This window comes from Enterobacter cloacae complex sp. 382A5, assembly GCF_050031095.1.
Taxonomy (GTDB): Bacteria; Pseudomonadota; Gammaproteobacteria; order Enterobacterales; family Enterobacteriaceae; genus Enterobacter; species Enterobacter cloacae.
The window spans coordinates 1,892,841-1,918,526 of sequence record NZ_JBLGVK010000001.1 but is presented as its reverse complement, the minus strand read 5'-3'; the positions used below and the strand labels follow the sequence as shown (position 1 = coordinate 1,918,526).

General features: G+C 55.4%; 20 protein-coding genes and 1 other RNA gene. 8 read left to right on the top strand and 13 right to left on the bottom strand.

Annotation, left to right across the window (positions count from 1 at the left end; genetic code table 11):
* Positions 1–6: 6 nt before the first annotated feature.
* The 7 genes from fliB to ACQG2G_RS09060 all read right to left on the bottom strand — a co-directional run bounded on the left by fliB (position 7) and on the right by ACQG2G_RS09060 (position 7,329).
* Complete coding sequence (gene fliB, locus ACQG2G_RS09090) at positions 7–1,224, bottom strand: flagellin lysine-N-methylase (protein ID WP_248078454.1); 1,218 nt, start codon at positions 1,222–1,224, stop codon at positions 7–9.
* A gap of 88 nt (positions 1,225–1,312) precedes the next feature.
* A complete protein-coding gene (locus tag ACQG2G_RS09085; protein WP_013096964.1) occupies positions 1,313–1,957 on the bottom strand; it encodes a helix-turn-helix transcriptional regulator in 645 nt (214 codons plus the stop codon).
* A gap of 51 nt (positions 1,958–2,008) precedes the next feature.
* Positions 2,009–2,497 (bottom strand): fimbrial protein, encoded by a 489-nt coding sequence (locus ACQG2G_RS09080; RefSeq protein ID WP_013096965.1) that lies wholly within the window; start codon positions 2,495–2,497, stop codon positions 2,009–2,011.
* A 35-nt stretch (positions 2,498–2,532) separates the two neighbouring features.
* Positions 2,533–3,480, bottom strand: coding sequence for a fimbrial protein (locus tag ACQG2G_RS09075; RefSeq protein ID WP_013096966.1), 948 nt, complete (start codon positions 3,478–3,480; stop codon positions 2,533–2,535).
* A 1-nt stretch (position 3,481) separates the two neighbouring features.
* Positions 3,482–6,019, bottom strand: coding sequence for a fimbria/pilus outer membrane usher protein (locus ACQG2G_RS09070; RefSeq protein ID WP_248078456.1), 2,538 nt, complete (start codon positions 6,017–6,019; stop codon positions 3,482–3,484).
* 44 nt (positions 6,020–6,063) lie between these two features.
* Positions 6,064–6,741 carry a fimbrial biogenesis chaperone gene (locus tag ACQG2G_RS09065; protein WP_013096968.1) on the bottom strand — a complete coding sequence of 226 codons (678 nt, stop codon included), beginning with the start codon at positions 6,739–6,741 and terminating at the stop codon, positions 6,064–6,066.
* Between the two features lie 57 nt (positions 6,742–6,798).
* The gene (locus ACQG2G_RS09060) at positions 6,799–7,329 is read right to left on the bottom strand and encodes a fimbrial protein (protein WP_029882031.1); all 531 of its coding nucleotides are present in this window, start codon (positions 7,327–7,329) and stop codon (positions 6,799–6,801) included.
* Between the two features lie 355 nt (positions 7,330–7,684).
* Here ACQG2G_RS09060 and ACQG2G_RS09055 point away from each other — a divergent pair, with 355 nt between their 5' ends.
* On the top strand, positions 7,685–8,344 hold the full coding sequence (locus ACQG2G_RS09055) for a helix-turn-helix domain-containing protein (RefSeq protein ID WP_061772765.1): 660 nt from the start codon (positions 7,685–7,687) through the stop codon (positions 8,342–8,344).
* 66 nt (positions 8,345–8,410) lie between these two features.
* Positions 8,411–9,040, top strand: coding sequence for a helix-turn-helix domain-containing protein (locus ACQG2G_RS09050; RefSeq protein WP_023620691.1), 630 nt, complete (start codon positions 8,411–8,413; stop codon positions 9,038–9,040).
* Between the two features lie 44 nt (positions 9,041–9,084).
* On the opposite strand, the gene ACQG2G_RS09045 is transcribed toward ACQG2G_RS09050, so the two are convergent.
* The 3 genes from ACQG2G_RS09045 to ydiJ all read right to left on the bottom strand — a co-directional run bounded on the left by ACQG2G_RS09045 (position 9,085) and on the right by ydiJ (position 12,828).
* Positions 9,085–9,279 (bottom strand): YdiH family protein, encoded by a 195-nt coding sequence (locus ACQG2G_RS09045; protein ID WP_013096972.1) that lies wholly within the window; start codon positions 9,277–9,279, stop codon positions 9,085–9,087.
* A gap of 85 nt (positions 9,280–9,364) precedes the next feature.
* The gene (menI, locus tag ACQG2G_RS09040; RefSeq protein ID WP_023620692.1) at positions 9,365–9,775 is read right to left on the bottom strand and encodes a 1,4-dihydroxy-2-naphthoyl-CoA hydrolase; all 411 of its coding nucleotides are present in this window, start codon (positions 9,773–9,775) and stop codon (positions 9,365–9,367) included.
* Complete coding sequence (ydiJ, locus tag ACQG2G_RS09035) at positions 9,772–12,828, bottom strand: D-2-hydroxyglutarate dehydrogenase YdiJ (RefSeq protein WP_020688342.1); 3,057 nt, start codon at positions 12,826–12,828, stop codon at positions 9,772–9,774. The genes menI and ydiJ overlap by 4 nt, the downstream gene beginning before the upstream one ends.
* A 199-nt stretch (positions 12,829–13,027) precedes the next feature.
* On the opposite strand from ydiJ, the gene ydiK reads away from it, so the two are divergent.
* Complete coding sequence (ydiK, locus tag ACQG2G_RS09030; protein WP_013096976.1) at positions 13,028–14,143, top strand: AI-2E family transporter YdiK; 1,116 nt, start codon at positions 13,028–13,030, stop codon at positions 14,141–14,143.
* Between the two features lie 209 nt (positions 14,144–14,352).
* An RNA gene (gene rprA, locus ACQG2G_RS09025) (antisense sRNA RprA) lies at positions 14,353–14,460 on the top strand.
* Between the two features lie 5 nt (positions 14,461–14,465).
* On the opposite strand, the gene ACQG2G_RS09020 is transcribed toward rprA, so the two are convergent.
* The 3 genes from ACQG2G_RS09020 to ppsA form a co-directional block, all read right to left on the bottom strand.
* On the bottom strand, positions 14,466–16,841 hold the full coding sequence (locus tag ACQG2G_RS09020; RefSeq protein ID WP_348595863.1) for a glycoside hydrolase family 3 N-terminal domain-containing protein: 2,376 nt from the start codon (positions 16,839–16,841) through the stop codon (positions 14,466–14,468).
* Between the two features lie 3 nt (positions 16,842–16,844).
* Positions 16,845–18,245, bottom strand: a complete 1,401-nt coding sequence (locus tag ACQG2G_RS09015) for an MFS transporter (protein ID WP_013096978.1) — start codon at positions 18,243–18,245, stop codon at positions 16,845–16,847.
* Positions 18,246–18,478: 233 nt separating this feature from the next.
* Positions 18,479–20,857, bottom strand: coding sequence for a phosphoenolpyruvate synthase (ppsA, locus tag ACQG2G_RS09010; protein ID WP_020688345.1), 2,379 nt, complete (start codon positions 20,855–20,857; stop codon positions 18,479–18,481).
* A gap of 335 nt (positions 20,858–21,192) precedes the next feature.
* Between ppsA and ppsR the strand changes: the two genes are divergently transcribed.
* From ppsR to ACQG2G_RS08990, 4 genes are all read left to right on the top strand, one after another.
* The gene (gene ppsR, locus ACQG2G_RS09005; protein ID WP_023620693.1) at positions 21,193–22,026 is read left to right on the top strand and encodes a posphoenolpyruvate synthetase regulatory kinase/phosphorylase PpsR; all 834 of its coding nucleotides are present in this window, start codon (positions 21,193–21,195) and stop codon (positions 22,024–22,026) included.
* 152 nt (positions 22,027–22,178) lie between these two features.
* On the top strand, positions 22,179–23,225 hold the full coding sequence (gene aroH, locus ACQG2G_RS09000; protein WP_058681460.1) for a 3-deoxy-7-phosphoheptulonate synthase AroH: 1,047 nt from the start codon (positions 22,179–22,181) through the stop codon (positions 23,223–23,225).
* A 210-nt stretch (positions 23,226–23,435) separates the two neighbouring features.
* Positions 23,436–23,618, top strand: coding sequence for a hemin uptake protein HemP (gene hemP, locus ACQG2G_RS08995; RefSeq protein ID WP_020688348.1), 183 nt, complete (start codon positions 23,436–23,438; stop codon positions 23,616–23,618).
* A 76-nt stretch (positions 23,619–23,694) separates the two neighbouring features.
* Positions 23,695–25,680 (top strand): TonB-dependent hemoglobin/transferrin/lactoferrin family receptor, encoded by a 1,986-nt coding sequence (locus tag ACQG2G_RS08990; RefSeq protein WP_348595864.1) that lies wholly within the window; start codon positions 23,695–23,697, stop codon positions 25,678–25,680.
* Positions 25,681–25,686 lie beyond the last annotated feature (6 nt).

The window sequence follows — 25,686 nt, the reverse complement described above, 5'->3', positions numbered from 1 at the left end:
GGGCGTTTATCCAATCAACAGCAGGCAGGATAAATCATCGCCGCCATTGATTTTATCAATCGCAAAGTCCATGCGGGCATCAATGGTGTTATTGTGCATGGTCTTTTCGGAGAGGCTGGCGATGGTTTTCATTACCACCTGTTGGTCGATTTCGCCCTGCATCGATCTCACGCTGAGGATGAATTTGATATAGAAAAAGTCCAGCACGATACGATAAAACTGACGCATCATCGTCGCCATGTTTTTGCCGGGGAAATAGCTGCTGTAGAGTTTGTACAGCAGGTAATTGCGTAACACGTAAGGTTCTGACAAACAGGAATCCTCACATAATTTGTGCCACTGCTGATTAATCGCGTCGAATTTTGTCTCCAGTTCCGCCGCGTCGCTAATACCGGCAACATCCAGGTATGCGGCAATTTGCTGATGCCCTTCAAGAATAAAACCGTCCCGGGCTGTATCTTTTGCAACATGCGTTCCCATGACGGACAAAGCCAGATATTTCATTGCGTTTGACTTCGCCAGATGACCGGAATCCATCAGCGATTTTCCGCTTTGCAACTCATTGAGAAGCGCTTCGTAGAAATTTTCCACTTCAGCAAATTTATTATGCAGATCGACGTTAACGTGCTGGAGACAAAGAATAAACTGCGCCAGCGCCATCAAATTTTCTTCTATATTACGGGATGGCGACTGGATTAAATTCCAGGCGAAAAGATGGATTACCTGTTGAGTCTGCGAGACAGACTGGCGCTGCCCAATCAAATTGGTTTTATAGCCAGCCACGAGCTCATCCTGCTCCTGAAGCAGCATCGCATCCGGGTCAAATAGCACCCGCCGCACCACCTCCGGGCAGGAGAGCGTCATCGTGTGCCGTGTCTCATCCTTGTAGCGAGTTGAACTCCGGGGGTAAGTGCTGCAGGTATGCGAGAGCGCCTCTTCCCCCAGATCGCGGTGGACCATGCAGAGCTTGTTTTCATCGATAAAAGGACAGTCCCCTTTTTCGTTTAACTTCACTCTGGAGTAGCTGTTCTTACCCTTTCTCTGAAGGATAAGGTTCTTTTTGGCAATGGCGGCAATCTCTGTGTGCGAGGAGAGAACGTATTTCTGATGGGTTTTCTTGTCGATAGCGATTGTCCAGCCACGACAACATGACATTAAGCATTCTGGCCCAACACACTTAAACTTACAGACAAAAATCGGCTTGATGGTTTTATGAATTTGCATAGCGAAGGCGTCATTATATAAAGCATAAAAAGTACCATGACGCGCGCGCTATGCTAAAGGCGCATAACGGCGCACAAATTCAGGTAATTTACAGTATCAAAGAGAATGCGAGATAGTCACCGAGCCGGTTAGGATAACTGTTCCTCTGCACCATTCGGCGAATAAGGGCAATCAGTTCAAAATCGGTTCGCAGATTAAATTTCTGCATCATTACATACTTTTGTGTAAAAACGGTTTTATCGCTGATCTTCAGCGCATGCGCGATCTGCACTACCGATAATCCCCGGTAAAAATTGGCCATAATGCGTTTTTGCTGGGGTGATAATATTTTATGCTGACACTCTGCGCAGCTTTTTTGCTTCCAGCTGTTCCCCGCCAGCTCTGCGCGGTACCAGGCAATGAACAGCACCTGGCTTATCCGATCAAGCGAAGCACGACGCGAAATAAAAATAATATCGTTAAAGCAGGAGGGTAAGGCAGAAAAATGATATTCATCTTCTACCAATCCGATCACAATCCCTTTCTGGCGCGCCTGTAATTCGGGAAAACAGACCAGCGCCTCCCCCATACAAAACGAGAGAACGATAATATCGGCGGCACTGACGTTATCACGGCTAAGCTCCGCCTCGAAATGAATCTGCTGTTTAAAATTACGCAAAAAGAATTCCACAAAGAAACACTGCAGCCCATGGTGAAAAAATTGGTCTGTCTCTTGAATCAGAATATTCAACATAGCAAATACCGATGTGGGTCAGTCAATAAGCGTTATTAACGCGCGGGATTGTTAATTGTATTGCATGGTCATCACAACAACTGCGCTGACACTGCCCGGCGTCGCGCCACCGGTAACAGATTTTACCGAAGCCTGCATGGCCATGGTCGCCGTTCTGTCCGGCGCAATATTTTGCGTTATGCTGGACCCGGTCCCCTTCAGCGTTCCCGTTGCGGCCTCACGCATGGCTATCGCCACGTTTGTCGCCGAGCCGCTGTTCATGTAGTAGTCCGCGCCGGCCGCCGGATCGGGGGTGCCGGTGAACGAGACCGTGACGCTGCGGGTCCCCGCCGGGCACTGGGTAAATTGCAAATTAAACGGCACCGGATCGGATGTCGATCCCGGCGTCGCCATATTAGTCGCCTGTATATTTCCAAGATTAATATCCAGGTTTGCGCTCCCGCCATTAAATACGCAGGGCGAGGCGATGATATTTCCCGTCACGCCCAGATTAACGCTATCAGCTGCAATGACGTTCCAGCTGAATGCAAGGAGGAGCATCCCTCTCCTGAAGGGTAATTTCATCATTTCACCTGTTACTGGTAGGTCAAATTAAGGGTGGCGGAGGCATTTGCCGAGCCGGACTCAACGGATGTTAATGTCTGGAAATAGCGTGCCGTTAACGGGAGCGTCTCCTGCCCGCCTGCAGACTGTTTTAATAAAAGACGGCTGTTTAACGTCAGCGGCGAGCCATTATAGAGAAGCTGCACGCCAACGCCTTTTGCGGTGCCGCTGTTTCCCTGCCCTGTTAATGCCATTACGCTGGTATTCGCACTGTCCGGGTTCTGTATTCCGCTCAGGGAAACCGAAATATTGGTGCCGGCGCTGCAGTTCAACCCGAGGTTTTGCGTATTCTGCGCAACTGCTGGCGTGGTCCCCACCACTGAGCCAAATGCTGCGGCTGAAATATCACCAATCGGGAACGTCAGCTGCGGCGTGGTGATGGTGCAGGCCAGCGCGTTGATTGTGCCGCCGGTCAGCTGCACGGTTAACCCGTCACGGTAAATACCATCGCTGCCCTGCAGCGTCACCGCCCCTATGGGGCCTGGCGTTAAGGCGCCGGACGATACCGGGCCAGTCACCACCAACTCGACCCAGCCCCCGTACCAGACCACATACGAGGTCTGCGCACTATACGAGAATGTATTGCTCGGGTTCTCAAAATAGGCATTTGATGAAAGCCGAATGCCAATCCCGCTAACGTTGGTGTTGTATACATGATTGCCGTAGCTGCTCAGCGCGGCATTGTTGTATCGCATGCTAAAACCCAGCATAAGCGGATTGGTACACCCGCTAAGGTAGGTGCCGGTATTGCTCGCCGCGCCGGAAAAAATCACCGTGCCGACAGGCGCATCGCGCTGAACATTGATTGTGCCCACCGACAGCGTAGAAAGCTGAGGCGTAATGGTGGTGCAGGTCCCGGCCCGGGCGATATGCCATGCGCAAAGACAGCACAGCAGTAATAACATGTTGATCCGTTTCATCTTAATGCTCCTGGCGACACGAGACGCTGATGTCCGTGATGCCGCCGTATTGCGCTCCATTCGGCAGGCTAAAATCTGCCCGACACTGCTGGTGAGGTTGATGTCCCCATGTTGCCAGGACCGTGCCCTGGTCGCGCAGGCCGGTTAAATAGACCTGGCCGCGATCGCCCACGATAAAGCTGCTCTTGTCATCATCCGCCAGGGTAACAACCGCGCCAAACGGCACGTACTGATCAGGCGTCGTCAACGTCATCAGCACCCGACGTCCGACTTTGGACAAATAATCGGCTTTTACTACCGCGCCGCGCGTAGGCGTGACCGTGCGGGTGTTGATCTCCAGCTCCACATCGTCAGGCATATTTTCCGGATCGAGAGTGAGATCGTTTTTGCGGTATACGGAGAGGTTATTCACCACCGTATAGCCCCGGAAATCCGTTCGCACGCCGGACTGATTGCGAATATTCACGCCGTGCGCGCCCGCGGCTTTGATTAACGCGTTGGTTTCCCCCAGCGGCTGAGACAGCGTCACGCCATCAGCATGCGCGAGGATCCCCCCCTGCAAACCATAGCTAAGGCGCTCGCTATGTTTGTCGTACCCATAACCCGCCGTAACTTCCCCGTACGTGCCTTTATAGTCGCCGTTGAGCGTACCGGTATAGCCCACGCCATCCGTACCGTAACCCTGCTGGATATTCCAGCTCAGGGCGCTATTGTCGAGGGCCACCCCGTTCATGCCGATACTGTGCGTCGTGCCACTGTTCTTGCTGGCGTTCAGGCCATAGTTAGCCCACGTCTGCGGCAGAAATTTATCCAGCGGTACGCTAACGGTCAGCGCCAGAAGCTGGTCGTGAACGTAGGTCTTTGTACTTCCACTGCCGGACGACGGGTTGCCATTTTTGCTGTATGTCCAGCTCACGCCATAGCTGATGTTGTGCCAGTCATTGTTGTAGCCGACACTCCACGACGCCATGGGTCTGTCAGCGTTCCAGTAATCTTCCCGCGCGGCGCTGAGCGTCAGCGCGCCCCGGTCACCGCCCAGCGTCTGGCTCATGGTGAGCTCCAGGCGGTTACGCCGTCTGTCCTGAAGTGCGCCGCTGTTCCCCCAGGAGTCCAGCACGTCCTGGAGTCCGTAATAGCCGCGCGTTGAATAACGGTACCCCGCAATCGAAAAGTTGGTGCCGGTATTAATGACGTTCTTGCTGTAACGCGCTCGCCAGGACTGCCCCTGCGTTTTTGCAGTATTGGCCGGCGTTGACCAGGCCTGGATGACATCGACGGAAAGCGCGCCGAAGTCCCCCATGTTTTTACCGGCTCCGACCGCAAGCGACTGATATTTGCTGGCACCCTGCCCCCCGCCATAGATCGTGATGCCCTTCTGAAGCCCATAAATCGCGGCGATCTGCCCGAACGGGGTTTTCTCCACGCTGCTGTTGTAGGCGCGATACTGTCCACCGGTGAGGGCATATTTCAGTCGCCCTTCGCGCTGCAATACCGGTACCGAGGCATACGGCAGCGTGAAATGCTGCTCGCTGCCATCGGCCTCTTTGATGGTCACGTCTAAATCGCCCGCGCCGCCGGTGGGATACATATCGGTAATTTCAAACGCGCCCGGCGCCACGTAGCTTTGGTAGATCTGATAGCCATTCTGGCGAATCACCACCTGAGCATTGGTGCGCGCGATCCCGCGGACCACTGGGGCATAGCCTTTCAGGGAATCCGGTAACATGTCATCATCCGATGCCAGCTGAACCCCGCGAAAAGGCACGCTGTCAAAGACATCGGCCGGGGCGGAACTGTCACCAAGGGTAAGCTGCGCTTTCAGGGGAATAACGGCACGTTGCAGATAGCTGTAGACCGTGTCCCATCGAGCTTTCCCCGCGCCATCCCGTGACCAGGTGGTGTAGTTGCGTAGACGCCACGGGCCAATATTTATCCCCGGACGCAGGTTCGCATACTGGCTGTTGCTGCTGGCCTCCTCACCCGCTTTCGCCCGGCTGTTCGCGCCGCTGAGGCTGTAATTGAGCATGGCTGCCGTTATCCCCTCATCCCACATCTCCGGCGGCACATAGCCTCTTGCAGGCAGATCGATGGCGGCCTGCGGAATACTCAACACCAGACGCTGGGCACCAAACTGGAAATCGGCACTGGCCTGGGGAATCGCCTGAAGATTGACGCATTCATCGTGTCCTGCACTGAGCGCAGGAAATAATGCCGTTTTCACCCCCCAGCGTTTTAATTGCGCAAGACTCAGACAAGGCTGCAATGACGCATCGCCGTTGTCGGCTTTGCTCGCGGTAAACTGAATATCCCCCGTCTCCAGAAACGCGTCGTCGACAATAATATCGACATGGTAGATCCCCGGTGCCTGCGAGCCTGATTCAAAGGCCGACAAATCGGCTTTATCCATGCCTGGATTATCCAGCTCAATTAATTCGGTGTTAAAGGCAACACTGGCGTAGAGCGAGGTTGAGGATCCGCCAAACGCTAAGGCGATAAACATCGCCAGGCGTGCGGGTTTCATTGTGTTATTTACCGTCATTGCGAATTACCGGGTTAATGCAGGCGTTGCCGTTTGTGAAAGGATCACAAACTGGCTTGATGTAATACGCCGGGACTGCCATAGTCGTTAATAATTTTAAACGTGAGTGAATTTCCCCTTGCCTCATTGGGTAATACAAACCGGGCTGAGGCGCCGGGTAACACGTAGGTCACATCGTCCAGCTTTTTCCCCCCCAGCGTAATTTCATTAAAATTGACGACATATTGCGTGGGGTTGTTGACCTGAATTTCATTCCCGGCGCGTTGCCAGGTTAATTTATTAGCCTGTTCTTCTGGCGTAGACGCCCGCAAACTTTCTGGCCGGTAGATCAGTTTGATGCGCGTTTTCACTGCTATTTGCAGGGCGTTCGTCTGTTTTGATGCTGAAGGGATCGCTTTAATATTCAGCCAAAATAAACTTTCCTGCTGCTGAGGCAGTGCACCCGCCATCACAATTCGCTCGACGTTTTTTTGCCCGCCATCCAGTCGGTATAACGGTGGTGTAATAATAAAAGGCGCTTTACCTGAATTACCTTCCGGCACATCTATCCATGACTGAATTAAATAAGGCGTCGCGTCAGGATTATTAATGCTTATTGACGCCTCTTTTTTTGTCCCATCGAAAATGATACGGGTGCCGCCAATAATCACTCCGGCCTGCGCTGTGCTCAGCGTCAGTGCTGACAGCGCTACGGCCAGTCCGGTTGTGTTGATAAAACGCATTGTAAACCTCATACCACAAAGGGGCCGGGATGGCCCCCTGCACATTGCTGCAAACGATTAGTTGTAAACCACGGAGAAGTTAGCGACAGAATTCGCCGGACCGGCGGTAACAGTCGCTGCGGTGGAAATATACTGAGCGTAGAAACTCAGGGTATTATCCGCGGTGCTGCTCAGCACATAGCTATAGCTGTTGCTGCCGTGAAGCGGCAGATCAGCCTTATCCGCACTCATCAGGTTGATTGCCACTCCGGTCGCCGCTCCCGCCGCGGACGAATCAATCGCCAGCAGGCTGGAATTGGTGGCATCTGGCGTACCATCAAAGCGAACCTTCGCGTTAGTCACCGTCACCGGGCAATTTTTCAACACGATATTAAATTGCGTGGCTGCGGTTCTGGCCCCGGTGGTTGGAAACTCGGTCTTATAATAATCACCTAATACCACCACCTGGTTCTGCGAAGCCACATCAACGTCACAGGCGGAATCCAGAATATTTCCGTTAAAATTAACGGTACCTGCTGCGGCGAAAGCGTGGGTTGCTGTCAGGGCGGATCCAACTGCCAGCAGGGTTATCATCATTTTATTTTTCATCATCAAATCCTGTATCACTTTATTTATTACCGAAATCCAGATTACATAATTCGGGCTTCATCAGCCGATGACCGAAATTTATACAACTCTTTTTCGGCACACAATCTATTTTGAGGTCTAGCTGTAGACTTCTCTTTAACAAAATAAATACATTTCAGTTTTGAATTTCTTAAGCCTTTCTATTTTCAGTCTACTTTTAGACCCCTAATTTACGTCCTTAGAATTCATATAATTAGGCTCGTCATTTACTGCGGTCTATTTTTGGACCCGTCTTAAATATTCCACGACTCGCTGTTTTTTAAGATAATTCTTTATATCGATCAAATAATGATCGCGTCCGTGAGTGAGGTATCTGATGAACACCCGAATGGCTCCCAGTCTCGATAATGAAAAAGCCACCGTGCTTACGGCTAAACCCTATAAGCACATCGAGAAATTAATTGATTATCTTCTTCCGTTGGCAGAGAGGCGCATACTGTCCCGGGGGGAAGTGCTCCACTATTATGCAGACGACGTGCGTCAGTGCTTTTTATTGCTCCAGGGCAGCGTGGCGTTGCACCGTCGGGGAGATGGCATCGTCTTAAATTCTGAATCCGCGCCGTTTATTCTTGGCGTGAGTAGCCAGTTCTCCTCAGAGCACCTGTATGTCAGGGCGCTGGAGACCTCCGAACTCGCCGGGGTTTCGCTGGAGCGTTTTAACGGCGTGATTGCGCAACACAATTTGTGGGAACCGTTTTCGCATCTGCTGATCTATACCGCCTCCCGGGTCTATGAGCACTGCTCCAGGATCTCGCAGATGTCGGCCTATGACATCATCCGTTTTCAGCTGGTTGAATTGATGCAGGAGCCCGAAGCAATACGGCTGAACACCACGGCGGCCGCCTATATACAAAGTCGCACCTGGCTTTCGCGTAGCGGGATAATGCGGATCCTGGCCGAACTGCGCACCGGGAAGTACATTACGATGGAGCGCGGCGTGCTGCTTGATGTCCACCATCTGCCGCGGAAATACTGATTCAGGTGATGTCGGTAATAAGGAGTAACGCTATAATCAGAAAGACGATTCTTTCAGGTTCAGGTTATGTCCTCCACAGAAAAACCCCATCGTGGTTCTCCCTATGCGCAAGCGCTGATTACGCACTTACAACCTTATTCTTCTGTCCGTCATCTCGATCGCGGGGAGCAGCTGGATCTGGTGGTTAATGGCCGGGGAATGAGTTATTTGATTCTGGAAGGGACCGTTGCCATTTACCGACGCAGCGACAATCTGATGCTGTCGACCGCGAAAAGCCCGGCGTTATTTGGAGTGGCCAATATTAATGACATCTTTTTTGACGACTACCTGAAAACGGTGACCCCCTGCAAGATTGGAACGCTGACCGCAGAGCAACTCCACGTCATTATCCAGGAGAAGGCGCTGTGGGGGTTGATATCAAACCACCTGATGTTTATGTACAACCGGCTCTATAACACCGTCATGCCAAAGGGTGCCCCGACGGCCTATGAGATGATCCGCCAGCAGCTGATGTTATTAATGAATGAAGATGAATCTTATCGCCGGGAGATAACCGCAGAACGCTACATTCGCGATAAAACTCAGCTTTCCCGCAGCGGCGTGATGCGTATCCTGGCCGATCTCAAAACAGGGGGCTTTATTGAAATGGAAGATGGCAGGCTGATTAAAATCAATAAACTTCCCGCCCGGTATTGAATTGCAGACACAAAAAAGGCCGCGCTCGCGGCCTTTTCATTCTCTCAATGGACGTGAACGCCCAAGCGCCAGGCAAAATAGATCTCTTCTTTCAGTTCATTCGAAGAGAGCGCCAGCAAATCTGTAAACTCCAGTTCAAGCTGTTTCAGCTTTTTCAGGTACTGCGCCGGAGACAGGTTGCTGTTATCGCGACGTAAATATTCAATTGCCAGTTGCGTTGGGGTTATTTCAGTATCCATGATGTCCTCACTTGTGTACAAATCCTGACCAGTATATCACAACACCCTGGCGAGATTTTGACCAAATGCAAAAACATCAGGAAATTTACACCACCGCCGTCGTCAGCCTGGATGAGCAGCACAGCCGATCCTGCTCATCGAGAATATCAATCTGCCACACCTGATGACGGCTACCGGCGTGCAGCGCGCGGCAAATACCGCGCACCCGCCCGCTGCGCACCGAGCGAATATGGTTGGCGTTCACCTCAAGCCCGACGACCTTCTGCTCCCCTTCGGTGCAGAGATACCCCGCCACCGAGCCCAGGGTTTCGGCCAGCACCACGGACGCACCGCCGTGCAGTAAACCAAACGGCTGGTGCGTACGATGATCGACAGGCATGGTGGCCTCCAGATCATCTTCCCCAATGCGGATAAACTGGATATCCAGCAACCCGACCATATTCCCCTCGCCCATGGCGTTTAACGCCTGTAGCGTGACGGCACGTTTCCAGATCATCCGATAATCTCCAGTAAAGCCTGTAACGGATGGCGTACCCCGTTACCTTCAACACGTTTCACCTGGCTACGACAGGAGTAGCCCGTTGCCAGGCAGCGGTTTCGCGGCAAGCGCTGCATCGCCTGATGCCATGACAACTCGTAGATACCGAGCGAGTTGGCGTGATTCTTCACTTCATGCCCGTAAGTGCCTGCCATGCCGCAGCAACCGACGCTGACGCTCTCAAGCTTCGCGCCAAAGCGGGCAAAAATAGAGGCCCATTGCGCAGGTGCGCCCGGCAGCGCGGTGACTTCGGTACAGTGGCCAAACAGGTACCACGGCTCACCGCTGACCTCCATGGCGCTGGTCTGCTCGAGAGCCGCCGGCAGCCACTCGTGCACCAGCATAACGTGGAACGCCCCGCGTTTATCGCCCAGCGTCTGCTTATATTCATCGCGATAGCAGAGCACCAGCGCCGGATCGACACCCACCATCGGCATGCCCAGCCCGGCGACCCGGTTAAGGAAATCAGACGTTTTTTGCGCCGTTTTCGCGAAGCGGTTGAGGAAGCCTTTAATGTGTTGCGCCTTACCGTTGGGTGAGAACGGCAGAACCACCGGCTGATACCCCAGTTTTTCCGCCAGACGGACAAAATCGGCCACCACCTGCGCGTCGTAATAGCTGGTAAACGGATCCTGCACCACCAGCACCACCTTCGCTTTTTGCTCAGGACTTAACGCCTCAAGCTGCTCCAGGGTCATGTTTGCCGAGCGGTGCCCCACCAGCTGACGCTGCAGCGACGGCACCGAGAGCAGCGGCAGATCCACCATCCCGATATGTTTTTCGGAAAGCTTGCGCACCAGCGGCTGATTGATAAAGAAGTTGAACGTCTTTGGTGCCCGGGCCATCAGCGGGGCATAGCTCTCCACCGTTGCCACCAGATGGTCGCGCATCGGGCGCAGATAGCGCGTGTGGTAGAGCTGCAGGAAGCGCGAGCGGAACTCCGGTACGTCTATCTTAATCGGGCACTGGGTCGAACAGGCTTTACAGGCCAGGCAGCCGGACATGGCCTCTTTCACCTCATGGGAGAAATCATACTCGCCCTTATTCGCATGCCAGCTGTTGCGGGTGCGCTCTATCAGGGAACGCAGGCTGGCCCGTTTTTCCGGCAACTCCTGCTCCAGCTTGAGCGGGTCGATACCGCGATCGGCCAGCAAACGCAGCCATTCGCGTACCAGCGTCGCCCGCCCTTTTGGCGAGTGGATGCGGTTGCTGGTGATTTTCATCGACGGGCACATCGGGCTTTTCACGTCGAAGTTAAAGCACAGGCCGTTGCCGTTACACTCCAGCGCTCCGCGCCAGGACGCGCGCACGGCAATGGGGATTTGTCTGTCGTACGTGCCGCGTTTGACGGCATCCACCTGCAGCATGGGCGCGTCCACGCCTTCCGGCGGGCAAATTTTCCCCGGGTTGAGACGGTTATTGGGATCGAACGCCGCTTTGACCTTGCGCAGCTCGCCGAAGAGCTGTTCACCGAAGAACGCCGGGCTGTACTCGGCGCGGAACCCTTTTCCGTGTTCCCCCCACAGCAGGCCGCCATATTTCGCGGTTAAGGCCACCACCTCATCGGAGATCTGTTTCATCAGGATCTCCTGCTGCGGATCGCACATGTCCAGGGCCGGACGCACATGCAGCACCCCGGCATCAACGTGGCCGAACATGCCATAGCTCAGGCCGTGGCTGTCCAGCAGCGCACGGAATTCAACGATATAATCCGCCAGATGCTCAGGAGGGACGCAGGTATCTTCCGCAAACGGAATCGGCTTCGCGGCGCCTTTGGCATTGCCGAGCAGCCCCACCGCTTTTTTACGCATCGCGTAGATACGCTCAATGCCGGCCAGGTCGTTACAGAGCTGCCAGCCAATGACCCCGCCTTCGCCGTGGGCGATCAGTTCATCAAGCCGCTGACAGAGCGTGGTCACCTGGCTATCGATAAGTTCTGCATCGTCTCCGGCAAATTCAACGATGTTAAGCCCGAGCATCTCTTTGTCCGGCACATCGGTAATCAGCTCCCGCACCGAGTGCCAGACGATATCTTCCCGCGCCAGATTAAGCACCTTCGAGTCAACGGTTTCCACCGACAGCGCCTGCGCCTCCACCATAAACGGGGCATTACGCAGCGCGGAATCAAAAGAGTCATATTTGACGTTCACCAGGCGGCGCACTTTGGGCAGCCGGGTGATATCCAGCCGCGCCTCGGTAATAAACGCCAGCGTTCCTTCGGAGCCGGTCAGCACACGGGTCAAATCAAACTGGGTCAGTTCGTCGTTAAAGACGTGACGCAGGTCGTAACCGGTCAGGAAACGGTTCAGTTTGGGGAATTTGTCGAGGATCAGCTGGCGGTTATCGCGACAGCGTTCCAGCACGGTGCGATAGATGCGCCCGCTTGCGGTGTTCTCTTTACCCAGCGTTTCAGCCAGCTCGACCGGCACAGGCTGGGTATCCAGGATATCGCCGCCCAGCAGCACCGCCCGTACGCCCAGAACATGATCGGAGGTTTTTCCGTAGACCAGCGAACCCTGGCCGGAGGCATCGGTGTTGATCATCCCGCCGATGGTTGCCCGGTTGCTGGTAGAAAGCTCCGGCGCAAAAAAGTAGCCGTAGGGCTTCAGATACTGGTTGAGCTGATCCTTAATCACCCCCGCTTCAACGCGTACCCATCCCTCTTCAGGATTGATCTCGATGATGCGGTTCATATAGCGCGACATATCAATGATGATGCCCTGGTTCAGGGCCTGGCCATTTGTTCCGGTGCCGCCGCCGCGCGGGGTGAACACCAGAGCGCTAAAACGCTCTTGCGTCGCCAGCCGGGCAATCAGCGCCACATCGGCCGTTGAACGTGGAAAGACGACTGCATCGGGAAGAAGCTGGTAAATACTGTTATCGGTCGCCATCGTCAGCCTGTCGGCATAGTTCGTGGCGGTATCACCTGTAAAACCCTGTTGCTCCAGTGCCTGCAAAAAATTAAGCACCAGCTGAACGACGCCAGGTGCTTGAGAAATCTGTGGGATCATGACTGTCGACCCTAATTAGAGTGGTATGAAATCGTTTGCGTTGTGTCTGGAAAGTTTTATCACATTTTTTTCTTATGTGCTTCGCTGAATTACGGGCAAAATCCGCCTGTCAAAAATCGCTGATATCATTAATGATTAGAGTGACGCGGTTATCCGTTCCCGCCAGCCTCGCTGGTGTTTATTAAGGAAAGTTTCATTTATGGTCAATCTTCGCCAGCCCAGGGATGTTGCGCAAATTTTGCTGTCGGTGCTGTTTCTGGCCCTCATGATTATTGCGTGTCTGTGGATTGTTCAACCTTTCATACTTGGCTTCGCCTGGGCTGCGACGGTGGTCGTGGCGACCTGGCCGGTGCTGTTACGTTTGCAGAAACTGCTGTTTGGCCGCCGTGGTCTGGCGGTACTGGTCATGACCCTGCTGCTGTTCCTGCTGTTTATTATTCCGATTGCGCTGCTGGTGAACAGCCTTGTCGATTCCAGTGGCCCGGTTATTCGCGCCGTCACCAGCGGTGATTTAACGCTGCCGGATCTCGCCTGGCTGAACAGCATTCCGGTGGTAGGCGCCAAACTCTACAGCGGCTGGCATAGCCTGCTGGAGATGGGCGGCAGCGCGTTGATGGCGAAAGTGCGTCCGTATATTGGCACCACCACCACCTGGTTTGTGGGTCAGGCGGCACATATTGGTCGCTTTATGATGCACTGTGCGCTGATGCTGGTCTTCAGCGCCCTGCTCTACTGGCGCGGTGAGCAGGTAGCGTTGGGCGTACGCCATTTCGCTACCCGACTGGCCGGTAAACGCGGCGATGCCGCAGTTCTGCTGGCGGCGCAAGCCGTGCGGGCGGTTGCGCTTGGGGTGGTCGTCACGGCCCTGGTGCAGGCGGTGCTGGGCGGTATCGGCCTGGCCATTTCTGGCGTGCCGTACGCTACCGTCTTTACGGTGGTGATGCTGATGACCTGTCTTGCACAACTGGGGCCGTTGCTGGTGCTGGTCCCCAGCATCATCTGGCTTTACTGGACGGGGGATACCACGTGGGGAACCGTTCTGCTGGTCTGGAGCTGCGTGGTTGGCACCATGGATAACGTGATTCGTCCCATCCTCATCCGCATGGGCGCGGACCTGCCGCTGATCCTGATCCTCTCCGGCGTCATTGGCGGGTTAATCGCCTTTGGGATGATCGGTCTGTTTATTGGACCGGTGCTGCTTGCCGTCACCTGGCGTCTCTTCTCCGCCTGGGTACATGAAGTGCCGCCGCCGGGCACCGACCCGGATGTGATTTTGAGCGAACTCGAAGAGCTGGAAGAGAAGAATACGCAGTAAAAGGGGTTGCCGGGTGGCGTTGACGCTTACCCGGCCTACATTCTCCCTGGTAATACTTAAATGTTGCTAAACTATTTATTCGTTGTGCACTGGTCCGACCCGCCTTTTTTGCTCTAAGTCCGCTATTCACCTCAAGAAATCTTTACTTCTCTTTAACTATTGAGACGAATCTGATCGACGCTCAAGGTTGGCATGCCTACTATTAGCTCACGGTTATAAATCAACACCTTGATTTATAAGCATGGAAATCCCCTGAGTGAAACAACGAATTGCTGTGTGTAGTCTTTGCCCATCTCCCACGATGGGCTTTTTTTTATCCTGGCTACGCGTGCTGAACCTGACAGGTGCTTAGCATGCGCCATTCAGCAGGCAGCACCCGCGTCTCTCCCGTCACATTGACCGTCACCACGTCGCGAATATCCGCCGACGATGCTCCCACCTGTAGCTCAAACTCGCCCGGCTCGACAATCCGTTTGCCGTCCCGACGGGTAAAGTTGAACATCTCCACGGGCAGCGTAAAGGTGAGCGTGGCCGTTTCGCCCGGCATGAGCGCCACGCGCTGGAACGCTTTCAGCTCCTGAAGCGGCCGCACCTGCGTGGCAACCTTATCCCGGACGTACACCTGCACCACCTCGCTGCCGCTGCGTTCACCGCGGTTGGTGACGTCAATACTCAACACAACTTCGCCGTCCACCGGTACGCTGTTTTGCGCGAGGCGTGCTGCGCCCCAGTTAAATTGCGTCCAGCCAAGGCCGAAACCAAAGGGATAGCGGGAGCCAAAGTGGAACGCGAATGGCGTGCCGCCGCTTTTCAGCTTGTGGTTGTAGTAGTACGGCATGGCGCCCGCACTTTTCGGCACGCTCACCACCAGACGTCCCTGCGGCTCCGCGCGGCCGGTTAACACATCGGCAATTGCCCATCCCCCTTCCTGCCCAGGCGCCCAGGCCATCATCAGCGCCGCGACCTTATCTTCCAGCCCCTGAAGATTGTACGGCCGCCCACCGGTCATCACGACAATCACCGGTTTGCCCGTGGCGACCAGGGCTTCCAGCAGCTGTTGCTGAACGCCAGGCAGGTGCAGGGAATCGGTATCGGATCCTTCCCCTACCGTGCCGCTCTGGAACAAACCGGCGAGGTCGCCGACGCAGGCTACCACCACGTCGCTCTCCTGCGCGGCGTTCACGGCTTCGGGGATCAGCGCGGTACTTTGCGACACCGGCGACTGCTGCATCGGTTTGCCCCCGCTGTCACCCGGGAAGACCGGCGCGCCCGCCATTCGTTTTTCGATAATGTGACACCCTTTGGCATAACGCACGTTCGACGCGCCCAGATAGTGCTCCAGCGCCGCGCGCGGGGTCGTCACCTGCGACGTTTCGTCAACCATATCGCTGATAATCAAATGCACCGGGAAGCTGTAGCCGCTGAGCAACGCCAGCGGATCGTCCGCCGTGGGGCCCACCATCGCCACGCGGGGTTTGCCGCCGAGAGGCAAAATGCCGTTATTCTCCAGCAGCGTCAGCGAACAGGTCGCCACCTCACGTGCAACCTGCCGGGTAGTCTCATTTTGCAAATCAATCCCACTTTCATCGGCATACGGGTTTTCAAACAGGCCGAGACGGAATTTTTCGGTCAGCACGCGTCCTACAATCTCGTCCACTTTCGCCATGGAGATCAGACCACGCTCAACGGCCTCGGCCAGATGGCGGGCGCAGTCATCTTTCGGCAGCTCAACATCAAGCCCGGCGTTAAAGGCCAGCGCGGCGGATTCGGTCGCATCATGCGAGACCCCGTGATGCTGATGCAGCAGGCTGACGCCGCCATAGTCCGCCACAACGATCCCGTCAAAGCCCCACTGTTCGCGCAGGACGGTGGTCAGCAGGAAGTGGTCACTGTGCCCCGGCTGATTGTCGATATCGTGGTAGGCAGGCATCACCGACCCGGCATTGGCCAGCTTCACCGCCATTTCAAACGGCAGCAGGAAGGTATCATTCAGTTCGCTAAAGCCCAGATGAACCGGGGCATGGTTGCGCGCTCCCTCGCTGAACGAGTGGCCCGCATAGTGCTTAAGCGTGGCCAGCAGATCGCGTTTATCGCCCTGCAGCCCTTTAACGTAGGCCGTGGCCATCACGCCCACCAGCCAGGGATCTTCGCCAAAGGTCTCTTCCGTGCGCCCCCAGCGCACATCACGGGAGACATCCAGCACCGGGGCCAGCCCCTGCTGGCAGCCCACGGACCGCGCCTCTTTGCCTATCTGCTCGGCTGCCCGCTGTACCAGCGCCGGATCCCAGGTTGAACCGTAGTTGAGCGATGACGGGAACAGCGTGGCCGCTTTGCACAACAACCCCACCAGACACTCCTCATGGAACAGCGCCGGAATGCCGAGCCGCGTCTCTTCCATCATCATCCGCTGCAGACGGTTGGCGGCGCGCACGCCGGTTTGCGCATCAACGATATGGGTACCCAGCGGACGGGTAATCTGCCCGACGCCCAGCTTAAGCCGTTCGCTGAGCGAGGCCTGTTCACTCACCCCCGCGAATTCGTCACTCAAGTCGCTGCGTTCACGGTGGTTGCCGTTTTCATCGAGGATCAACCAGTACGCGTGCATCTGGGCGAACTTCTCTTCCGGGGTCATGCGTGCCAGCAAGTCGGCGACGCGCTCGTGCACGGGACGTCCCGCGTCCTTATAGATTGCAGTCATGTTTTACTCCTGTAGGGCGGAAGGGGCAGCCGGGCTGAGTTGCCCTGCTTCTGGCCGCACGTCGCGCTTGCTGGCCAGTTCGCGGGCGATGGAATCCACCAGCCGACTGTTGAGTTTGTAGATGGCAAGCAGCGCGACCATGCAGAGGAACAGCACGCACGGAATGAGGGTAAACAGTGCGTTAATGGTCGTGAGTACGTGCGGCGTCTGGGTTGCCTGGCCTGGCGCGTAATCCACCATCCCGAGCACCCAACCCACCACTGCCCCACCCAACGCCAGACCAAATTTGATGGCGAACAGCGCGGTGGAGAAGACCAGACCATCGAGCCGGCGACCGCTGCGGTGCTCTTCATAGTCGACCACATCGGAGAACATGGTCCACTGCAGCGGCGTGGTCAGGTTCTGGATGAAGCTAAAGACAATATTGAGGCCGAAAATCAGCCAGACCTGTGAAGGCGGCAGGAAGAAGATCAGCGCCCCAAAAATCACGAAGGAAATAATGGTCCACTGATAAGCGCGAACGCGGTCAAATTTCCCCAGCAGCCGTTCGGATAATAATGCGCCACTTAAGGAGGCCACCATCCCGGAGACGATAAAGGCAAACACCAGTTCCGGACGCAACAGCACATAATTCACGTAATACATCGTGGCAGAGCCGCGCGTCACGACCGCCGTTAACAGCAAAATATTAAACAGGAACACAATTCGCCACTGGCTGTTCCCGGCCAGCAGTTTTAAATCGGTGAGCATGGAGCCAGAAGTATCATTCCGCGGAGAATAGCGCTCGCGGGTCATCAGGAAGCAGCAGAAGAATAAAATAATCCCCAGTAATCCCATCAGGCTCATGGCATAGAAATAGCCTTTCTGTACGTTGCCCTGTCCAAGATGCGAAACCAACGGCAAAGCGATAACCGTCACAATCAACCCGCCGATAAACGACAGGCCAAAGCGCCACGACTGCAGCGAATGGCGCTCGCGCGGATCCAGCGTCAGCGCGCCCGGCATGGCGCAGTAAGGGACGTTAATGGCGGAATAGATGAGGCTTAAAATCCCGTAGGTCACACAGGCATAGACGATTTTCGCCGTGGGCCCGACGTCGGGAACGTAGAACGTAATGAGGCAGCTTACGCCAAACGGAATGGCAAACCACAGCAGCCATGGACGGAAACGACCGTGACGCGTTTGGGTGCGATCCACCAGCGCGCCGATACAGGGATCAATAAAGGCATCGACCACGCGTACCACTAAAAACATGGTGCCCATAATGGCCGCGGGTAAACCGAAAACGTCTGTATAGAAATAAGCAAGAAATAACGTCGCTGTTTGCCAGACCAGCGCACTGGCCATATCACCTAAGCCATAACCTATTTTATCTTTGGTACGCAGTACAGAGGAGATTGTCATTTGTTATTTGCCTTTTTATCAGGTTAAAACGTATTTCAACCAGTTGCGCAAAATCGTGTTGATTTGCGCGGTAAGGCTCAAGTATTAGCAACCCTTTGTGTGCTAACAATTGTCTAAATTAACAGACAAATTATGATATTTGGTTTTTTACTTTATTTGTGATGGGGAGCAAATATAAGCGGAAATAAAAAAGGCGAGGATTATTTCCCTCGCCTTTTCAGATACGGAAGACGTTACTTGTTCAGTTCAGCCAGGCTCAGCCAGGTTTGCACCACGGTGTCCGGGTTGAGGGAAAGACTGTCGATCCCCTCTTCCATCAGCCAGGCCGCGAAGTCTTCATGGTCAGAAGGGCCCTGGCCACAAATCCCGACGTATTTACCCTGTTTCTTCGCCGCACGGATGGACATCGACAGCAGGGCTTTCACCGCCTCGTTGCGTTCGTCGAACAGCTCAGAGACCACGCCGGAGTCACGGTCCAGACCCAGCGTCAGCTGCGTCATGTCGTTCGAACCGATAGAGAAGCCGTCGAAGTGCTCCAGGAACTGCTCTGCCAGCAGGGCGTTGGACGGGATCTCACACATCATGATGATCTTCAGCCCATTTTCGCCGCGCTTCAGCCCCTGACGCGCCAGCTCGTCCACCACCGCTTTCGCCTGGTCCACGGTACGTACGAACGGGATCATGATCTCAACGTTAGTCAGCCCCATGTCGTTGCGCACGCGTTTTACCGCTTCACATTCCAGCGCGAAGCAGTCGCGGAAGCTGTCGGAGACATAACGTCCGGCCCCACGGAAGCCCAGCATCGGGTTCTCTTCTTCCGGCTCGTAACGCTCGCCGCCCACCAGGTTGGCGTATTCGTTAGACTTAAAGTCCGACAGACGCACGATCACGCGCTTCGGATAAAACGCCGCCCCGAGCGTCGCGATCCCTTCGGTCAGACGGCCAACGTAGAACTCTTTCGGCGAGTCGTAGCCTTTCATCATCTCGCGAATTTCGTTCTGCAGCTTTGCGTCCTGGTCGTCAAATTCCAGCAGCGCGCGCGGGTGAACGCCAATCATACGGTTGATGATGAATTCCAGACGCGCCAGGCCCACGCCTTCGTTCGGCAGGCAGGCGAAGTCAAACGCGCGGTCCGGGTTACCGACGTTCATCATGATCTTCAGCGGCAGGTCCGGCATGGTATCGACGCTGGAGCTTTTAACGCTGAAGTCGAGGATGTCGGCATACACGTAGCCGGTATCCCCTTCGGCACAGGAGACGGTCACGTTCTGTCCGTCCTTCATGCGTTCGGTTGCGTCACCGCACCCGACAACCGCCGGGATCCCCAGCTCGCGGGCGATGATCGCCGCGTGACAGGTACGCCCGCCACGGTTGGTGACGATAGCCGCGGCTTTCTTCATGATCGGTTCCCAGTCCGGGTCGGTCATGTCGGTTACCAGCACGTCGCCCGGTTCAATGCGGTTCATCTCGCTGATATCGTGGATCACTTTCACCGGACCGGCACCAATGCGGTGACCAATCGCGCGACCTTCCGCCACGATTTTGCCCTGCGCGTGGAGGGTATAACGCTCCATCACCTGGCCGCGGGAGCGAACCGTTTCCGGGCGCGCCTGGACGATGAACAGCTTGCCGGTGTGACCGTCTTTGGCCCATTCGATGTCCATCGGACGGCCGTAGTGTTTTTCAATCTGCACCGCCTGCTTCGCCAGCTCCTGCACTTCGGCGTCGGTCAGGGAGAAGCGGTCGCGCAGCTCCTGCGGTACATCTTCAATCTTCACCTGCTTGCCATGCTCCTGGGTCGGGGCATAGATCATGCGGATTTTTTTCGAGCCCATGGTGCGACGAACCACCGCCGGACGGTTGGCGGCAAGCGTCGGTTTGTGGACGTAGAATTCGTCAGGGTTCACGGCCCCCTGCACCACCATCTCACCCAGGCCCCACGCGGAGGTGATGAATACCACCTGGTCGAAGCCGGACTCGGTATCAATGGAGAACATCACACCGGAAGAGCCCACGTCGGAACGCACCATACGCTGTACGCCCGCAGAGAGCGCGACGCCGCGATGGTCATAGCCCTGATGCACGCGATAGGAGATAGCGCGATCGTTAAACAGGGAGGCGAACACGTGTTTCACCGCCACCAGTACCGCGTCATACCCCTGAACGTTCAGGAAAGTTTCCTGTTGTCCGGCGAACGAGGCATCCGGCATGTCTTCTGCGGTTGCAGAGGAGCGCACGGCGAAAGAGGCCTGCGCATCATCAGCGGAGAGCTGGTTGTACGCATCGTGAATGGCTTTTTCCAGTTCCGGCTGGAAAGGTGTGTCGATAATCCACTGGCGGATCTGCGCCCCGGCTTTAGCAAGCGCGGTAACGTCATCAATATCCGTTTTATCCAGCAGGTCGTAAATGCGCTGGTTTACACCGCTCTGGTCTAAAAACAGGTTAAACGCATCGGCGGTCGTGGCAAACCCGTTTGGTACGGAGACACCCATACCGGACAGATTTGTAATCATTTCACCCAGGGAGGCATTTTTGCCCCCAACTCTGTCTACATCATTCATGCCGAGTTGGTTATACCAAAGCACCAGCGGTGACGAGCCATTGTTGGACATCGAAACAATCCTTTTGTGATATTTGATCGGAGTAAGAAACACCTGACTACGTATTTATACTGGCATATTTATTTACGCTAAAAAAACGGTGAATCGTGTAAGCAATTTAAATTTTCAACTTTTCGGATACTTTCCCTCCACCGGATAAGCCGATGATTCCTATATATTCAGCCAAAAACCACAAAAATGACGTCGCTATTTGAAAAATGAAATCCACTTTTCAGGAAAATCAAAAACACCATTTCATTTTAAATTCAGATAACTTCTTTGCTGTGCAATTAACTTTTTTAATTTATGCTTTCAGACAATTAGGTCCGATATTCAGGGTGGATAAAATGGATAATGCTGTCGATCGCCACGTTTTTTATATTTCTGATGGTACGGCGATTACCGCCGAGGTGCTGGGGCATGCGGTGATGTCACAGTTCCCCGTTTCGATTAACAGCATCACGCTGCCGTTTGTGGAAAATGAGAGCCGCGCGCGCGCGGTCAAGGACCAGATTGATGCCATTTACCAGCAGACGGGCGTGCGCCCGCTGGTGTTCTACTCCATCGTGATCCCGGAAATTCGCAACATCATTCTGCAAAGCGAAGGCTTTTGTCAGGATATCGTGCAGGCGCTGGTGGCCCCGCTGCAGAGCGAACTGAAGCTCGACCCGACCCCCATCGCCCACCGAACCCACGGGCTGAACCCTGGCAACCTGACCAAATACGATGCGCGTATCGCCGCCATTGACTACACCCTGGCGCATGACGACGGCATCTCGCTGCGAAACCTCGACCAGGCGCAGGTCATTTTGCTGGGCGTCTCGCGCTGCGGCAAAACCCCTACCAGCCTCTACCTGGCGATGCAGTTTGGTATTCGTGCCGCCAACTACCCGTTCATTGCCGATGATATGGACAATCTGGTGCTGCCTGCCGCCCTGAAGCCGCTGCAGCACAAGCTGTTCGGGCTGACCATTAATCCGGAGCGCCTTGCCGCCATCCGCGAAGAGCGCCGCGAGAACAGCCGCTACGCCTCCATGCGCCAGTGTCGAATGGAAGTCTCCGAAGTGGAAGCGCTGTACCGCAAAAACCAGATCCCTTGGCTGAACAGCACCAACTATTCGGTCGAAGAGATCGCCACCAAAATTCTCGACATCATGGGTCTTAATCGCCGCATGTACTAATATGCTAGTACATTAGCTCAGATTCAGGTATCATCCACCACATCCTCGGGGCGGAGCCGCCCCGAACTTGAAATCAGCAGGGATTGGTTTAAGGTGATGCCCATCACTTCCCGGTAGTCTGCCGATGAAGCAAAAAATTTCTGAGACATTCCATGAATAAAACCGACGAACTCCGCACAGCGCGCATTGACAGCCTGGTTACACCGGCTGAACTGGCACAGCGGCATCCACTTTCCGCAGGCGTTGCGGAGCATGTTACGGCCTCGCGCCGACGCATTGAAAAAATTCTTAATGGTGAAGACAAACGTCTTCTGGTGGTAATTGGCCCCTGCTCGATCCATGACCTGGACGCGGCGATGGATTATGCAAAACGGCTACAGGGGCTGCGGGAAAAACACCAGCATCGCCTTGAGATCGTGATGCGGACCTACTTTGAAAAACCCCGCACCGTGGTGGGCTGGAAAGGATTAATTTCAGACCCCGACCTCAACGGCAGCTATCGCGTTAACCATGGGATTGAGCTGGCACGTAAGCTGCTTTTGCAGGTGAACGAGCTGGGCGTTCCCACGGCCACCGAGTTTCTCGATATGGTGACCGGCCAGTTTATCGCCGATCTGATCAGCTGGGGCGCGATTGGCGCGCGGACCACCGAGAGCCAGATCCACCGTGAAATGGCCTCTGCCCTCTCCTGCCCGGTCGGGTTTAAAAACGGAACCGATGGCAACACCCGGATTGCGGTCGATGCGATCCGCGCTGCGCGTGCCAGCCACATGTTCCTCTCGCCGGATAAGAGCGGCCAGATGACCATCTACCAGACCAGCGGTAACCCGTACGGGCATATCATTATGCGCGGCGGCAAGAAACCGAACTATCACGCCGGGGATATCGCCGCGGCCTGTGAAACGCTGGCCGAGTTCGATCTGCCGGAACATCTGGTGGTGGACTTCAGCCACGGTAACTGTCAGAAACAGCACCGTCGCCAGCTGGATGTCTGCGATGAGATCTGCCAGCAGATCCGTAGCGGTTCAAGCGCCATTGCGGGCATTATGGCCGAAAGCTTTATCCGCGAAGGCACGCAGAAAATCGTGTCGGGTCAGCCGCTGGTTTACGGCCAGTCGATCACCGACCCGTGCCTGAGCTGGGAAGACAGCGAACTGCTGCTGGAGAAGCTGGCGTCTGCGGTAGATTCGCGCTTCTGATGTTATTGTCGGGTGGCGCTGCGCTTACCCTACCTACGATACGTACCCTTCTCCCTCTCCCTGTGGGAGAGGGTCGGGGTGAGGGCATCTGACCGCACTTCACCCCCAAATTTGATCCTCTCACCCTTTTTTCACAAAAACGCTTGCCGCGAATTTGCAGTTTATTGATAATGATTATCATTGTTACATTGATTGTTATTTATAAACATTATGTCACGTACGGATAACACTGCGGCAACGCCGCCAAAAACAGACACCGCATCCGCCCCCGCCGAGCGTCGCATTGACAGCAAAACCCTGCTGGGCGATGAGGGACGGGTCATTATCGAGCATGACGGTCAACGCTACCTGCTGCGCCAGACCCATGCCGGAAAATTGATCCTCACAAAATAAACAACACAAAAACTCCGCCAGCCACCCAGGTGAACCCCAGGCAGCCAGCGCTTTCAATTCTTAATGGAGAGTTGCTATGCCACACCTGCCTTCCGCGCCTTTACGTCCGTCACTTCTGGCGCTGGCGATTGTCAGCACCCTGCCGGGCGTCGCGTTTGCTACCACAGATGAAATGACCGTGACCGCCACGGGTAACGCCCGTAGCGCCTTCGAAGCCCCCATGATGGTAAGCGTGATTGACGCCAGCACACCGGATAAACAAACTGCCAGCTCGGCAGCCGACCTGCTGCGTAACGTCCCCGGCCTGACGCTCGATGGCACCGGACGCACCAACGGCCAGGACGTTAACCTGCGCGGTTATGACCGTCGCGGCGTGCTGGTACTGGTTGACGGCGTACGCCAGGGAACCGACACCGGCCACCTGAACAGCACCTTCCTCGATCCGGCGCTGATTAAACGTATCGAAGTGGTGCGCGGTCCGTCGGCCCTGCTGTACGGCAGCGGCGCGCTGGGCGGTGTGATTGCCTATGACACCGTCGATGCCAAAGATCTGCTGGAGCCGGGTAAAAACAGCGGCTATCGGGTGTTCGCTACCGGTGCGACGGGCGATCACAGCATCGGCATGGGGGCCAGCGCCTATGGCCGCACCGATACCCTGGACGGGCTGCTCTCCTGGTCTAGCCGGGATCGTGGCGATCTGCGCCAGAGTGACGGCACCACCGCCCCGAACGACGAATCCATTCAGAACATGCTGGCGAAGGGCAGCTGGAAAATCGACGCGGCCCAGAGCCTGACCGGCTCCCTGCGCTATTACAACAATGCCGCACAGGAGCCGAAAAACCCGCAAACCAGTACAGCAGACAGCAGCAGTAATCCGCTGACCGACCGCTCCACCATCCAGCGTGACGCGCAGCTCGGCTATCACCTTGCTCCACAGGGTAACGACTGGCTGAACGCCGACGCGAAAATTTACTGGTCCGAAGCGCGTATCAACGCCCAGAACATCGACGGCAGCGGTGAGTTTCGCAAACAGACCACCAAAGGCGGCAAAGTGGAGAACCGCACCCGCCTGTTCAGCGATTCCTTTGCGTCGCACCTGCTGACCTACGGCGGTGAGTATTATCGTCAGGAGCAACGCCCGGGCGGGGCAACAACGGGCTTCCCGCAGGCACAAATCGATTTCAGCTCCGGCTGGCTGCAGGATGAAATCACCCTGCGCGACCTCCCCGTGACCCTTCTTGGCGGCACGCGCTACGACAACTACCGCGGCAGCAGCGACGGCTACAAGGATGTGGATGCCGATAAGTGGTCCTCCCGCGCCGGGTTAACCGTCAGCCCGACCGACTGGCTGATGCTGTTCGGCTCTTACGCGCAGGCGTTCCGCGCGCCAACCATGGGCGAAATGTATAACGACGCCAAACACTTCTCCATTGGCCGCTTCTATACCAACTACTGGGTGCCCAACCCCAATCTGCGCCCGGAAACCAACGAAACGCAGGAGTATGGTTTTGGTCTGCGCTTTGATGATCTGATGCTGGCCAACGATGCGCTGGAGTTTAAAGCCAGCTATTTCGATACCAACGCCAAAGACTACATCTCAACCACCGTCGATTTTGCGGCGGCGACCACCATGTCATATAACGTCCCGAACGCCAAAATCTGGGGCTGGGACGTGATGGCGAAATACTCCGCCGACCTGTTCAACCTCGACCTCGCCTATAACCGCACGCGCGGAAAAGATACCGACACGGGCGAGTACATTTCCAGCATTAACCCGGATACCGTCACCAGCAAGCTGGATATTCCGCTGGCACAAAGCGGCTTCTCCGTCGGCTGGATCGGCACCTTTGTCGATCGCTCAACGCACATCAGCAGCAGCTACAGCGAGCAACCCGGCTACGCGGTTAATGATTTCTACGTGAGCTACACCGGCCAGGCGCAGCTTAAAGGCGTCACCACGACGCTGGTGCTGGGCAACGCCTTCGACAAACAATACTGGTCGCCACAGGGCATTCCGCAGGATGGCCGAAACGGGAAGATTTTCGTCAGTTATCAATGGTAATCCACG

What these genes read in the sequence shown, in the direction of transcription:
- fliB (WP_248078454.1), bottom strand. Translation starts at nt 1,224, where the DNA reads ATGCAAATTCATAAAACCATCAAGCCGATTTTTGTCTGTAAGTTTAAG.
- ACQG2G_RS09085 (WP_013096964.1), bottom strand. Translation starts at nt 1,957, where the DNA reads ATGTTGAATATTCTGATTCAAGAGACAGACCAATTTTTTCACCATGGG.
- ACQG2G_RS09080 (WP_013096965.1), bottom strand. Translation starts at nt 2,497, where the DNA reads ATGCTCCTCCTTGCATTCAGCTGGAACGTCATTGCAGCTGATAGCGTT.
- ACQG2G_RS09075 (WP_013096966.1), bottom strand. Translation starts at nt 3,480, where the DNA reads ATGAAACGGATCAACATGTTATTACTGCTGTGCTGTCTTTGCGCATGG.
- ACQG2G_RS09070 (WP_248078456.1), bottom strand. Translation starts at nt 6,019, where the DNA reads ATGACGGTAAATAACACAATGAAACCCGCACGCCTGGCGATGTTTATC.
- ACQG2G_RS09065 (WP_013096968.1), bottom strand. Translation starts at nt 6,741, where the DNA reads ATGCGTTTTATCAACACAACCGGACTGGCCGTAGCGCTGTCAGCACTG.
- ACQG2G_RS09060 (WP_029882031.1), bottom strand. Translation starts at nt 7,329, where the DNA reads ATGAAAAATAAAATGATGATAACCCTGCTGGCAGTTGGATCCGCCCTG.
- ACQG2G_RS09055 (WP_061772765.1), top strand. Translation starts at nt 7,685, where the DNA reads ATGAACACCCGAATGGCTCCCAGTCTCGATAATGAAAAAGCCACCGTG.
- ACQG2G_RS09050 (WP_023620691.1), top strand. Translation starts at nt 8,411, where the DNA reads ATGTCCTCCACAGAAAAACCCCATCGTGGTTCTCCCTATGCGCAAGCG.
- ACQG2G_RS09045 (WP_013096972.1), bottom strand. Translation starts at nt 9,279, where the DNA reads ATGGATACTGAAATAACCCCAACGCAACTGGCAATTGAATATTTACGT.
- menI (WP_023620692.1), bottom strand. Translation starts at nt 9,775, where the DNA reads ATGATCTGGAAACGTGCCGTCACGCTACAGGCGTTAAACGCCATGGGC.
- ydiJ (WP_020688342.1), bottom strand. Translation starts at nt 12,828, where the DNA reads ATGATCCCACAGATTTCTCAAGCACCTGGCGTCGTTCAGCTGGTGCTT.
- ydiK (WP_013096976.1), top strand. Translation starts at nt 13,028, where the DNA reads ATGGTCAATCTTCGCCAGCCCAGGGATGTTGCGCAAATTTTGCTGTCG.
- ACQG2G_RS09020 (WP_348595863.1), bottom strand. Translation starts at nt 16,841, where the DNA reads ATGACTGCAATCTATAAGGACGCGGGACGTCCCGTGCACGAGCGCGTC.
- ACQG2G_RS09015 (WP_013096978.1), bottom strand. Translation starts at nt 18,245, where the DNA reads ATGACAATCTCCTCTGTACTGCGTACCAAAGATAAAATAGGTTATGGC.
- ppsA (WP_020688345.1), bottom strand. Translation starts at nt 20,857, where the DNA reads ATGTCCAACAATGGCTCGTCACCGCTGGTGCTTTGGTATAACCAACTC.
- ppsR (WP_023620693.1), top strand. Translation starts at nt 21,193, where the DNA reads ATGGATAATGCTGTCGATCGCCACGTTTTTTATATTTCTGATGGTACG.
- aroH (WP_058681460.1), top strand. Translation starts at nt 22,179, where the DNA reads ATGAATAAAACCGACGAACTCCGCACAGCGCGCATTGACAGCCTGGTT.
- hemP (WP_020688348.1), top strand. Translation starts at nt 23,436, where the DNA reads ATGTCACGTACGGATAACACTGCGGCAACGCCGCCAAAAACAGACACC.
- ACQG2G_RS08990 (WP_348595864.1), top strand. Translation starts at nt 23,695, where the DNA reads ATGCCACACCTGCCTTCCGCGCCTTTACGTCCGTCACTTCTGGCGCTG.